The organism is Paenibacillus sp. FSL H3-0302 (assembly GCF_037982245.1).
Taxonomy (GTDB): Bacteria; Bacillota; Bacilli; order Paenibacillales; family Paenibacillaceae; genus Paenibacillus_AQ; species Paenibacillus_AQ odorifer.
Genome location: NZ_CP150284.1, coordinates 5,431,489 through 5,444,772, shown reverse-complemented (window position 1 = coordinate 5,444,772; position 13,284 = coordinate 5,431,489). Strand labels below are relative to the sequence as shown.

The following is a 13,284-nucleotide window of genomic DNA, read 5'->3' as shown; positions in this document are numbered from 1 at the left end:
AATTTTGAAATCCTTGTCGTTAGGGTGATGAATATGGGCGAAGAACTACTAGAAATCAAAAATTTGTCGACATCGTTCAGAATTGCAGACGACTATTATGCTGCGGTTGATGATGTTACCCTGTCTGTTCGCAAAAATGAAATTCTGGCTATCGTTGGAGAATCTGGTTCAGGAAAAAGTGCGCTCGCCTTTTCCATTATGGGGCTGCATACCAGAGCCAGAATTGACGGACAAATCAAATACAAGGGCCAGGACATCGTTACTATGTCTCCTGCTGCACTAAACAAGCTGCGCGGCCAAGAAATGTCTATGATTTTTCAAGATCCTTTATCCGCTTTAAACCCGCTAATGATCATCGGTTCACAGATTGAAGAAGTACTTATCCTACATGATTCCAAGCTTTCTAAGAAACAGCGAAAAGAGAAGGTCATTGATCTATTGACCAAGGTTGGAATTTCCCGTCCCGAGCATACATATCAGCAGTACCCCCACGAATTATCCGGTGGCATGAGGCAGCGGGTGGTTATCGCCATTGCGATAGCCAATGGACCCAAGCTTTTGATCGCCGACGAGCCTACCACAGCACTAGATGTGACTATCCAATTACAAATCCTTGAACTTATTAAAAAATTAAAAAACGATATGGAAGCGGGCATTATCTTAATCACTCATGACTTAGGGGTTGTAAGCGAAATGGCTGACCGTGTTGCGGTGATGTATGCCGGACAAATCGTCGAAATCGCAGATATTTTTACGTTGACGTCTAATCCGAAACATCCATATACGAGATCCTTATTAAACTCCATTCCAACGGCAAAAGAAGAAAAATCCAGGTTGCATGTGATTCAGGGGATTGTTCCACCACTGCAAAACCTTCCGCGTAAGGGCTGCCGTTTCTCGGCACGGACGCCTTGGATTCCTGAATCGGAGCATGAGGAGAACCCACAGCTGCATGAAGTCGCACCCGGACATTTCGTTCGCTGCACCTGTTATAACAATTTCCATTTCCCTGATACTAACGAGGAGGCAATCCACAATGGGACTTCTTGAGGTTAAAAATTTAGCAGTACATTTTCCGATCCACGGCGGTGTTTTTCGAAGGGAAGTTGGCGTAGTTAAGGCTGTCGATAATGTTAATTTTACCATTGAAGCTGGGCAAACCTATGGTCTGGTTGGTGAATCTGGTTCCGGAAAGACGACAACGGGTCGCGCGATTATAGGTCTTAATTCTATTACTAGCGGCAGCGTGATTTTTGAAGGGCAAGATTTGGCCTTGAGGGGTGTACGAAAGCAAAGAAATGTCCGCAAAGACATTCAGATGATCTTTCAGGATCCGTACTCTTCCTTAAATCCTAAGAAGCGTGTACTCGATATTATTGCAGAACCGTTGCGTAATTTCGAAAAAATGTCTCCAGGGGAAGAAAAACGCCGGGTGCAGGAATTGCTTTTACAAGTAGGCTTAAGTCCTGAGAACATCCTGAAATATCCGCATGAATTTTCTGGCGGCCAGCGGCAGCGGATCGGAATTGCCAGAGCAATTGCACTCAAGCCAAAACTTATTATTGCTGACGAGCCGGTATCTGCGCTAGATGTCTCAGTACAGGCACAGGTGCTTAACTTCATGCAGGACATTCAAAAAGAGCTGAATCTTACTTTTCTATTTATCAGTCATGATCTCGGGATCATCAGGCATATGTGCGATCACATAGGGATTATGTATAAAGGACGACATGTGGAGCAAGGGACTGCTAAAGATATTTTTGACAATCCTCAGCATATTTATACCAAACGACTCATTGCCGCCATTCCTGATATTGATCCGAAACAGAGAGAAAAGCAGACGGAATTCAGAAAATCAGTAAGCAAGGAATATGAACAAGCGCACCGGAATTATTTTGATGAAGAAGGCATGGCTTATCCATTAAAATCAATTTCCGAGACTCATCTGGTAGCCTTGCCTGAGAAAGGTTGAGAATATGTGGAAGATTATCGTTCGTAGAATTCTTATAATGATCCCTCAAGTAGTTCTATTAAGTATTCTTGTTTTTCTTATGGCGAAGGCGATGCCTGGTGACGCACTCTCAGGAATGCTCGATCCGAATATTGATCCGGCGGCCATTGATGCGATGAGAGAAAAGCTCGGTCTAAATGATCCATGGTACATCCAGTACTGGGATTGGATCACTAAAGCGATACAAGGGGATTTCGGCCAGTCCTTCCGTTTCAAAATGCCGGTCTCAGAACTAATCGGACAACGCCTGATGAACACACTTTGGCTGGCCATTGTTACGCTGATTCTTACATACCTTATTGCTATCCCGCTTGGTATTACCAGCGGACGTTATAACGATTCGTGGCTGGATCGCTTGATAACTGGCTATACCTATATTGGATTTGCTGCACCGTTGTTTATTTTTGCACTTTTAATGGTATGGGTTTTCGGATTTCATTTTCATTGGTTTCCTACCAGCGGCAGTGTCAGTCCCGGGGAAGTTCCAGGTACACTAAGTCACTTCTGGAGTAAATTCTACCATCTGCTTCTGCCTGCGTTATCTATGGCGCTAATTGCAACGGTTGGGACCGTCCAATATCTGAGAAATGAGATCATTGATACGAAGCAAAAAGATTTCATTCTCACTGCTAGAGCTAAAGGGGCTTCGGAGTCACGCGTATACAATCGTCATATTTTGAGAAACTCCTTGCTGCCGATCGCTGCATTTTTTGGATATGAGATCACTGGGTTAATCGGTGGTACGGTGTTCGTTGAAACGATCTTCAGCTATCCAGGAATGGGTTTGCTGTTTCTAAGTTCGATAACGATTCGGGATTTCAGCGTGGTAACAGCCCTCGTTCTTCTGTATGGGGTTGCTTCCATCGTCGGTGCGTTGTTATCAGACATTATTTTAAGTATCGTAGATCCTCGTATCCGGATTAAATAAGAAGATGAACACTTTGGGGTGAATGAAATGGCAAAGACGAGCGCAGAGATAGCTCTGCTGCAGGAAACTGATAAAAGTCCATCGGGCTTCAAAATTGTTTGGCGGGAGATGGTGCGGGATAAGCTGGCACTGGTCTCGTTGATTTTCCTATTTACGATTATTGCTGCTGTATATGGGATCTCCTTATTTTTAGATCAGAAAGAAATTGTCACGGTTGACTTGTTCGCCCTATATGAGAAGCCTTCGGCTGTGCATTGGCTGGGGACTGATTATGGAGGACGGGATGTATTCGGTCAATTAATTATAGGAACACGAAATTCCATGTCTATTGCCTTTATGGTTACATTTTTTACGGGAATTATCGGTATTCTGGTAGGTTTAGTCTCAGGTTACTTTGGGGGAACGGTAGATAATGTCGCGATGCGTATTGTAGATTTCTTCATGATTCTACCTTTTCTAATGATTGTTATAGCTTTTGTCAGCGCAGTTCCTAAATACAATACGTTGACCTTCTCCTTTATCATGACAGCATTTCTTTGGATGGGGATTGCCAGGCTCATTCGTTCCAAGACATTACAAGAGAAGGAATTGGATTATGTTCAGGCATCTAAGACCCTAGGCTCCTCCAATCTAAAAATTATGTTTACGCAAGTTCTGCCGAACTTAAGCTCAATCATTATCGTAACAATGACCTTGAATCTGGCAGCTAATATTGGATTGGAATCAGGCCTATCCTTTCTAGGTTTTGGTTTTCCAGAAAGTACACCCAGTCTGGGTACTCTAGTAAGCTATGCGAGAAATCCGCAGACTCTTGAGTTCAGATGGTGGATCTGGTTACCCGCATCATTGCTGATCCTGGTATTGATGTTGAGTATAAATAATGTGGGTCAAGCGCTAAAACGTGCGACCGACGCAAGACAAAGAAAAGGATAATAAGGGAGGAAATGATTAAATGAGAAAAGCCATTCGTTCAAAAGCTTTACTAGTTTCATTAATGTTTGTAATGTTGTTCGCTCTTGCGGCTTGCGGCTCCAAGAACAACAACGAAGCGGCTGAATCAACAGCAGCTCCTAACGCCAGCGCACCTGCGGCAACCGCAGAAGCAACGGCCGCGCCTGAGGCAGAAGACGGACTTTATAACATTAAAGATTTCAGTAACGTTAAGACTAACCAAGGTGAAGCTATTGACGGAGGGACAATTACATTTGGACTTGTTTCCGATAGTCCATTTGAAGGCACTTTGAACTGGAACTTCTATTCTGGAGATCCAGATGCTCAAGTTCTGAACTGGTTTGATGAAGGTTTGTTAACTTGGGATAAAGACTATGTTTATACTAATGATGGTGCGGCTACTTATGAAGTTGCAGAAGATGGACGTACCTTTACCTTTACGATTCGCGACAATGTAAACTGGCAGGATGGTAAGCCAGTAACGGCTGAAGACTGGTTGTTCGCCCATGAAGTTATTGGTAATCCTGCTTATGATGGTCCTCGTTACGGTTCTGACTTCACTAATATTGAAGGCATGGATGAGTACCATTCCGGTAAGGCCAAGACCATATCCGGGATTAAAGTGCTGGGTGATAAGAAACTGCAAATTACTTATAAGCAATCTACACCTTCCTTGTTAACGGGTAGCGTATGGATTTATCCATTAGCCAAACATATCTTTGGCGGCATGGATGTTGCCAAAATCTCCTCTTCCCCTGAAGTCCGCCAAAAGCCAATTGGCTTCGGAGCTTTTAAAGTAGAGAGTATCGTTCCTGGTGAGTCTGTAGTATTTGTTAAGAATGAAGATTACTGGCGTGGAGCCCCTAAACTGGATAAAGTAATTTTGAAGGTTATCAACCCAACAACGATTGTACAAGAACTGAAATCTGGTGGAGTTGACTTGGTGGATTCCTTCCCTATTGATCAATTCCCAGATAATGCGAAGCTATCAAATGTTGAGTATCTCGGGGCGGTTGACCGTGCGTATACGTATATTGGATTTAAGCTTGGCAAATGGGATGCAACGAAAAAAGAGGTTGTTACCGATCCTAAAGCTAAAATGGCGGATGTGAATCTTCGTAAAGCAATGTGGGCTGCGGTTGACAATGATACTGTTGGTAAAAAGTTCTATAATGGTCTGCGTTGGAATGCGACTACCTTGATTCCACCGTCCCATCCAGAATTCCATGATACTACCAATCCGGGCGTAGCTTTTGATCCAGAAGCAGCTAAAAAGATCCTGGATGACGCTGGTTACAAATTAAACGGTGAATTTAGAACGAATCCAGATGGCAGCGAGCTGAAGATTAATTTCATTTCGATGACTGGTGGAGACATTGCTGAGCCGCTGGCTCAATATTATGTACAATCCTGGAAAGCGATTGGTCTGAATGTAACTTTGGAAATGGTAGAGTTTAATACCTTCTATGATCGCATAGGTCAAAATGGTGAGGATGATCCTACTGTTGATGTGTACCAAGGTGCTTGGGGGGTAGGGATTGACGTTGACCCATCAGGCCTGTACGGTAAAGATGCAATCTATAACTTCCCACGTTACTCCAGTGCAGAGAACGATCGTTTGCTCGCCGAAGGGATCTCTGAGGCTGCATTTGATGTAGACAAACGTAAAGAAATCTATAAAGAGTGGCAACAATTTATGGTTGATGAGATTCCAGTATTCCCAACACTTTATCGTGCTGTGATTGTGCCGGTTAATAACCGTGTTCTAAACTTTGCAATTGGTGATGGAACCGGACTCTATTATAACGACATTGCGGTTTCTGCAGATAAAGCTGCGGTGGCTCAGTAAGAGGGGATTAATGAACAGCAGTTCAAGGAGAAATCCTGAGCTGCTGTTTTTTATTTTCCGTTAAATTAACAATTATTCCTATATTTTGTGCATTATTTACTGTAAAAATATAGTGTTTTAATGAAAGATATGGTATATTTTGGGTGAGAGCGAAACTTTCGCTTAAATATAGCTCTTAGAGTGAGGTGAGTGGATGATCGCAATGACAGGTACCTGATTCAAGTGAGGGAGGTGTTACGGGACTGAGGTGTAATCTTTCTTGTGGCATTCACTGAAGAGAGGGGCAGTAGAAATGATCAAGAGGTATAGGAAACAAGGACTGGTGTTCAGTTTGTTGTTTACGCTTACATTTTGTTCAAATGCTGCATTTCAACCGGCGATAGCAGAGGCAGCGGCCGGAGACTACAACTATGCGGAGGTTCTACAAAAATCTATTTATTTCTACGAAACCCAGCGGTCTGGTGAATTGCCAGATAACAATCGGGTGGAATGGCGGGGCGATTCCGGTCTTTTGGACGGGGCGGATGTGGGACATGATCTGACTGGTGGTTGGTACGATGCCGGTGATCACGTTAAATTCGGTTTGCCTATGGCTTATTCTACAACGATGCTGGCGTGGTCGGTTTATGAGTACAAGCAAGGATATGAGGGGTCTGGGCAGCTGGAGGAAATTTTAGACAATATTCGCTGGGCAACCGATTATTTTGTGAAAGCTCATACCGCTCCTAACGAGCTGTGGGGACAAGTTGGTAACGGAACAACCGATCATAATTGGTGGGGACCCGCAGAAGTCATGCAGATGCAGAGACCTTCCTACAAAATTGATGCCACTCATCCCGGATCAGATCTTGCCGCAGAAACAGCTGCAGCGTTAGCTTCAGCATCCATTATTTTCAGGGATACGGATGCCGTATACGCGGACAAGCTGCTGCTGCATGCTAAACAGCTTTACAATTTTGCAGACACTTATCGCGGCTCCTATTCCGACAGCATTACCGACGTCAAACAATATTATAATTCTTGGAGCGGTTACGCGGATGAATTGAGCTGGGGGGCTGTCTGGTTGTATTTGGCGACTAACGATCAGCAGTATCTCAATAAGGCTATTGCAGCAAGCGATCAATGGGGAACGAATCAGGCTGGAAACTGGGGGTATCAGTGGACACAGTCTTGGGACGACAAGCATTATGGCGCTCAATTACTGTTGGCACGAATCACCGGGCAGACCAAGTTCATTCAATCCACTGAACGGAATATGCAGTATTGGACGACTGGAGTGGGTGGAACAAGTGACCGTGTTGCCTATACACCTGGCGGACTAGCCCATCTCGATCAATGGGGCGCATTGCGTTATGCAGCCAATCAGGCTTTTATGGCCTTCGTTTACTCAGACTGGGTGAGCGATCCGGTGAAGAAAGATACGGCGCGCTCTTTCGCGGAGAGACAAATTACGTATATGCTTGGTGACAATCCACGAAACAGCAGTTATGTTATCGGTTTTGGTAACAATTCTCCTCAGCATCCCCATCATCGAACCTCACATGGATCATGGAATGATAGTCAGAGCGTTCCGGTAAATCATCGCCATGTCTTGTACGGAGCGCTAGTTGGAGGCCCGTCCAAAACAGACAGCTACACCGACTCCATTAACGATTATGTCTCGAATGAAGTTGCAACCGATTACAATGCAGCTTTTACAGGAGCTATTGCAAAAATGGTGCTGCTGCATGGACAAGGGCAACAGCCGCTTGCACAATTTCCACCTGCAGAGACACGTGAAGATGAGATGTTTGTCGAAGCCTCTGTGAATGCTAGTGGCAGCAATTTCGTAGAGATTCGAGCATTGCTGAATAACCGTACGGGTTGGCCGGCAAGGGCCAGTAAAGAGATGTCTTTTAACTATTATGTGGATCTTAGTGAAGCGATAGCGGCTGGTTATGGTCCTGAGGATATTACGGTTACAGCGGGAGGCTACAATCAGGGTGGAACGGTGTCTGCACTTCAGCCTTACGATGCAGCCAACCATATCTACTATACTAAGGTTGATTTTACAGGTACTTTGATTTATCCGGGTGGACAATCTGCTCATCGTAAGGAGATTCAATTCCGAATTGCAGCTCCGCTGAACACTAACTTCTGGAATAATGCTAATGATTTTTCATTCCAAGGGGTGGCAGCTCAAGGAGTAACTCCTGTAAAAACAGCGAACATTCCGGTGTTTGATGCAGGTGTACACATGTATGGAGAACTTCCAGCGGGTGGCGGACAACCTGGAGAACCTCAAGTCCCTGCACGTCCGACTAATGTTCAGGCTGTAGCAGGTAATGGAACGGTCCATTTGAATTGGAATGCGATTAGCGGGGTCAGTGAATATACCGTTAAACGCAGTGAAGTGAGTGGAGGCCCGTATACGGTGCTTGAGAATGTCACGGGAACGGATTACATGGATAGTGGACGGGTGAACGGAACCACTTATTATTATGTGATCACTGCCACGAATAGTGTAGGGGAGAGCTTGCCATCTATACAGGTTAGTGCTAAACCCCAAGAACCGACACAGCCCGCAACGGGAAATTTGAAGGTGCAATATCGTACGAATGATACGAATGCCAGTGATGGACAGCTGCGCCCTCAGTTCCGAATTATGAATACAGGAACCGAGTCTGTGGCACTTAGCGGCTTGAAGCTGCGTTATTATTTCACTGTGGATGGGGATAAACCACAACAGTTTCATTGTGATTATGCTGTAGTGGGCAGTGGTAATTTAAGCGGCAGTTTTGTTAAGCTGAATCCCGCCAGTACGGGCGCGGATTATTATCTGGAGATTTCTTTTGGTGCAGGGGCTGGAAGTATAGCGCCTGGTGGAGATAGCGGCGAGATTCAGGCTCGCACCAATAAGACGGACTGGACGGCTTATAATGAAACGGATGATTATTCCTACAGCGCGGTTCAGCAGACATTTGCCGATTGGAATAAGGTTACACTTTATCAAGGTGAAACACTTGTATGGGGCTTAGAACCATAAATATATCCAAGAGAGGGAGCTTGCCTAAGATGATGAAATTGAGCTTAATAAAGAAGCCTGTTTCTGTAATAATGGCCGCAGTCCTGTTTCTCTCACTCATGACCGGTCTATTTAATTTTAGACCTCAGACTGCTCACGCTTCAACTACGGAGCAGACGCGATTTCTGCAATTATATGCGCAGCTAAAAGACCCCGCAAATGGTTATTTCTCTGCCGAAGGAGTACCTTATCATGCGGTAGAGACCTTGATGAGTGAAGCCCCTGATTACGGACATATGACGACCTCAGAAGCTTACAGTTATTGGATGTGGCTTGAGGTACTCTATGGTTATCACACAGGGGACTGGACTAAGCTGGAATCCGCTTGGGACAACATGGAGAAGTATATCATCCCTATTAACGAAGGTGATGGCAAGGAAGAGCAGCCAACCATGAGTTATTACAATCCGAACAGCCCGGCTACGTATGCAGCGGAGCATGCTCAGCCGGATCAGTATCCAAGTCAGCTAGGTGGCCAGTATACAGCAGGTAAAGATCCGCTAGATGCTGAATTGAAGGCGACGTATGGCAACAACCAGACCTACTTGATGCACTGGCTGGTAGACGTGGACAACTGGTACGGCTTCGGCAACTTGCTGAATCCTACGCATACAGCCGCTTATGTAAATACATTCCAACGGGGTGAACAAGAGTCCGTTTGGGAGGCGGTCCCTCACCCTTCTCAAGATGACAAAACGTTCGGAAAAGCAAACGAAGGCTTCATGAGTCTGTTCACAAAAGAAGCTAACGTGCCTTCCGCTCAATGGCGTTACACGAATGCTACAGATGCCGATGCACGGGCAGTACAAGCAATGTACTGGGCTAAAGAGCTCGGCTACAACAATACAGTGTATTTGAATAAAGCTAAGAAAATGGGCGATTTCCTGCGTTACGGTATGTATGATAAATACTTCCAAAAAGTAGGAAGTGCTGCTACTGACGGCACCCCTGATGCCGGGACTGGCAAAGACTCTAATCAATATCTTCTGGCTTGGTATACCGCATGGGGCGGTGGACTTGGAGCAACAGGAAACTGGGCTTGGAGAATCGGTGCGAGCCATGCCCACCAAGGGTATCAGAATGTCGTGGCTGCCTACGCACTTTCTGATTCGGATGGTGGTCTGATTCCGTCATCAGCTACAGCTGGGCAGGATTGGGAAAATTCTCTGAAACGTCAATTGGAATTTTATACTTGGCTGCAGTCCTCTGAAGGGGCAATTGCCGGTGGAGCGACCAATAGTTATCAAGGCGCCTACAAGGCTTATCCAGCTGGAACCAGTACTTTTTATGGCATGGCCTATGACGAAGCTCCAGTCTACCACGATCCTCCATCCAATAACTGGTTCGGAATGCAGGCATGGAGTGTGGAGCGGGTAGCAGAGCTGTACTATATCCTCGCTTCTAACGGAGACACTACATCTGAAAACTTCCAAATGGCAAAACAAGTTATAGAAAATTGGGTAGATTGGTCTAAAGATTATGCCTTTGCCAACAAACGTCCAGTTACGGATGCTGAAGGTTACTATCTGAACAGCCAAGGAAATCGAATTCTTGGAGGCGCCAATCCGCAAGTGGCTACAGTCTCTGCACCAGGAGAATTCTGGATTCCAGGTAATGTGGAATGGACAGGACAACCTAATACTTGGAATGGCTTCAGTGGTTCTGCCGCAAACAGTAACCTGAAAGCCGTAACTAAGAGTCCAAGCCAAGATACAGGTGTACTGGGCAGCTATATTAAGGCACTTACCTTCTATGCGGCTGGCACCAAAGCTGAACATGGCAGCTACAGTACTCTGGGAGGAGAAGCTCAGGTACTGGCTAAATCTTTGTTAGACACGGCATGGGGTTATAACGATGGAATTGGTATTGCAACTACCGAAAGCCGTGCAGATTATTCTCGCTATTTCACTAAAGAAGTCTATTTCCCAAGCGGCTGGACAGGTACATTCGGCCAAGGAAATACAATCCCTGGTACATCAACAGTGCCTTCCGATCCTGCTAAAGGCGGAAATGGGGTATATGCAAGCTACACCGATATCCGTCCAAATATCGTAAATGACTCTAAGTGGCAATATCTGCTGGACAAATACAATACTTCTTTTAATAAAGTGACTAAAACATGGGACAATGGAGCCCCTGAATTTACCTACCATCGCTTCTGGTCGCAAGTAGATATGGCAACTGCTTATGCAGAATACGATCGATTGATCAACAGCAGCGTGCCTACTGAGCCAGTAGCTCCAAAAGCACCTTCCAAACCAAGTACGGTCGCTGGTAACCAAGTTGTAGATCTTAGTTGGAACAACGTAACTGGAGCTACAAGCTATACTGTGAAAAGAGCTGCAACAACTGGTGGCCCTTACAGCGATGTGGCTGTTGTCACTCAAGCTACTTACAGTGACACTTCCGTGGTTAACGGTACGGATTATTACTATGTAGTTAGTGCTTCCAACGTGGTTGGAGAGAGCCCGAATTCGCCTGAGGTTCACGCCAAGCCTATGGATGTACCGATTCCGGCACAAGGAGATTTGGTGGTGAAGTACCGGACAAGTGATACCAATCCGGGAGATAATCAGTTCCGCCCGCAGCTGCAAATTGTTAACAATGGGGATACGGCTGTAGCGCTTAGCGATGTAAAGCTGCGGTATTATTACACGATTGATGGCGATAAACCTCAACAATTTAATGTTGACTATGCTAACATCGGTGGAAGTAATATACAGGGAACATTCGTGAAGGTAGACCCTGCCAAAACTGGAGCGGACTATTATTTAGAAATCTCCTTCGGCGCAGGTGCAGGCAGTCTTGCACCGGGAGCCAACACGGGTGATATCCAGATCCGGGTCAACAAAACGGACTGGAGTAATTACAACGAGGTTGGAGACTACTCTTATGACCCTACCAAAACATCGTACACGGAATGGAATCATGTGCCGTTGTACTTGAATGGTGCTCTAGCATGGGGACTTGAGCCTTAAAGTCTAAATGAGGGAAGCCCTAGCTATTTGGCTGGGGCTTTTTTTGTTATTGGCTGGTTAGCGACTGTACTTCGACTAATTGTGGCTTCATGTCCATTTTAATTGTATTTCCTACAACTAAAATAGGCTCTAGCCGCGCCAACGTAATTTAATTGCACTTCATACAACTATTTATCAGTATATGGATACTTATTGAGATATAAGCTCAGTTTAACTGTACAATGTGCAACTAAAACCCAAAAAGAAATAAAAAAGCACGAAATAGCTGTATTAAATACAACTATTTCGTGCTTTGGTATGCTAGTTAGATATTGTGAGTTACTACGATTACTTGTAGATCAAGCTTTTATAGAAGCTTTGGTTTACATTCACACTTGTGCTGAAGGAACAACCTTCTCCGCGTATTCTATCGTTCCGCCGCCGAGACATTGCTCCCCGAGATAGAAGACAACAGCTTGACCAGGTGTGATCGCTTTTTGTGGAACATCAAAGGCTACATTAATCGTTCCATCTTCACGCGCTGTAAGGGTCACGCCTTGATCTGGCTGGCGATACCGGAATTTGGCGGTGCATTTCAGCGGCTCTTGCCCAAGCGCTTGACCGTCAATCCAGTTAACACCGGAAGCAATCAGGCTAGTGGAGTACAGGCTGTGGTGCTTGTCTCCTTGTACTACATAAAGAATGTTGCGGCTAAGATCTTTTTCAGCTACAAACCACGGTTCGCCGTTGCCAGAGCCACCAATACCAAGGCCTTGGCGTTGGCCTAACGTGTAATACATAAGTCCGTCGTGGCGGCCTTTGATCTCTCCAGTTACTATGTCAACCATATCGCCAGCTTGTGCCGGGAGATATTGGCTGAGGAATTCGCGGAAGTTGCGCTCGCCGATAAAGCAGACGCCTGTGCTATCTTTTTTCTTGGCAGTGTAAAGTCCTGCTTCTTCAGCAATTCTCCGCACTTCAGGTTTCGGCAGATGTCCAATAGGGAACATTGTTTTAGAGAGTTGATGTTGCCCCAGTGCATTCAGGAAATAGGTTTGATCCTTATTGTTGTCTACGCCGCGGAGCAGCTTGTACACACCATCTTCTTCTATAACACGTGCGTAATGTCCAGTTGCGACATAATCGGCACCAAGTTGAAGAGCTTTGTTCAAAAATTCTCCAAACTTAATCTCGCGGTTGCACATGACGTCAGGATTTGGCGTCCGGCCGGCCTTATATTCATCGAGAAAATAAGAAAATACCTTATCAAAGTATTCCTTCTCGAAATTAACGGTATAGTAAGGAATATCAATCTGCTCGCATACGCGGCGAACATCCTCTGCATCGCTTTCGGCCGTACATACTCCGAATTCGTCGGTATCGTCCCAGTTCTTCATGAAGATGCCGATGACGTCATAGCCCTGCTGCTTGAGCAGAAGTGCCGTGACGGAGGAATCGACCCCTCCGGACATGCCGACGACGACACGGGTGTCTTGTTTTGCTTTTGTCATCGTAATCACCATT

At 45.4% G+C, this 13,284-nt stretch carries 8 protein-coding genes; 7 read left to right on the top strand and 1 reads right to left on the bottom strand.

Annotation, left to right across the window (positions count from 1 at the left end):
• The first annotated feature begins 33 nt into the window (after positions 1 to 33).
• The 7 genes from MHH50_RS24280 to MHH50_RS24250 all read left to right on the top strand — a co-directional run bounded on the left by MHH50_RS24280 (position 34) and on the right by MHH50_RS24250 (position 11,781).
• Entirely contained in the window at positions 34 to 1,050 is a 1,017-nt protein-coding gene (locus tag MHH50_RS24280; RefSeq protein WP_076129669.1) for an ABC transporter ATP-binding protein, read from the top strand.
• Positions 1,037 to 1,972 carry an ATP-binding cassette domain-containing protein gene (locus MHH50_RS24275; protein ID WP_036677615.1) on the top strand — a complete coding sequence of 312 codons (936 nt, stop codon included), beginning with the start codon at positions 1,037 to 1,039 and terminating at the stop codon, positions 1,970 to 1,972. Before MHH50_RS24280 ends, MHH50_RS24275 begins: the two co-directional genes overlap by 14 nt.
• Before the next feature lie 4 nt (positions 1,973 to 1,976).
• Positions 1,977 to 2,939 carry an oligopeptide ABC transporter permease gene (gene opp4B, locus MHH50_RS24270; protein WP_036677612.1) on the top strand — a complete coding sequence of 321 codons (963 nt, stop codon included), beginning with the start codon at positions 1,977 to 1,979 and terminating at the stop codon, positions 2,937 to 2,939.
• A 27-nt stretch (positions 2,940 to 2,966) separates the two neighbouring features.
• Positions 2,967 to 3,872, top strand: coding sequence for an ABC transporter permease (locus tag MHH50_RS24265; RefSeq protein WP_076129671.1), 906 nt, complete (start codon positions 2,967 to 2,969; stop codon positions 3,870 to 3,872).
• 19 nt (positions 3,873 to 3,891) lie between these two features.
• Positions 3,892 to 5,739: an oligopeptide ABC transporter substrate-binding protein gene (locus MHH50_RS24260; RefSeq protein WP_076218485.1), complete on the top strand. Its 1,848-nt coding sequence runs from the start codon at positions 3,892 to 3,894 to the stop codon at positions 5,737 to 5,739.
• A 292-nt stretch (positions 5,740 to 6,031) separates the two neighbouring features.
• Complete coding sequence (locus MHH50_RS24255) at positions 6,032 to 8,764, top strand: glycoside hydrolase family 9 protein (protein ID WP_076310163.1); 2,733 nt, start codon at positions 6,032 to 6,034, stop codon at positions 8,762 to 8,764.
• Between the two features lie 32 nt (positions 8,765 to 8,796).
• Positions 8,797 to 11,781 carry a glycoside hydrolase family 48 protein gene (locus MHH50_RS24250; protein ID WP_081390569.1) on the top strand — a complete coding sequence of 995 codons (2,985 nt, stop codon included), beginning with the start codon at positions 8,797 to 8,799 and terminating at the stop codon, positions 11,779 to 11,781.
• 368 nt (positions 11,782 to 12,149) lie between these two features.
• Here the strand turns inward: MHH50_RS24250 and mnmA are convergent, their stop codons facing one another.
• Positions 12,150 to 13,271 (bottom strand): tRNA 2-thiouridine(34) synthase MnmA, encoded by a 1,122-nt coding sequence (gene mnmA, locus MHH50_RS24245; protein WP_076129704.1) that lies wholly within the window; start codon positions 13,269 to 13,271, stop codon positions 12,150 to 12,152.
• Positions 13,272 to 13,284: the final 13 nt, after the last annotated feature.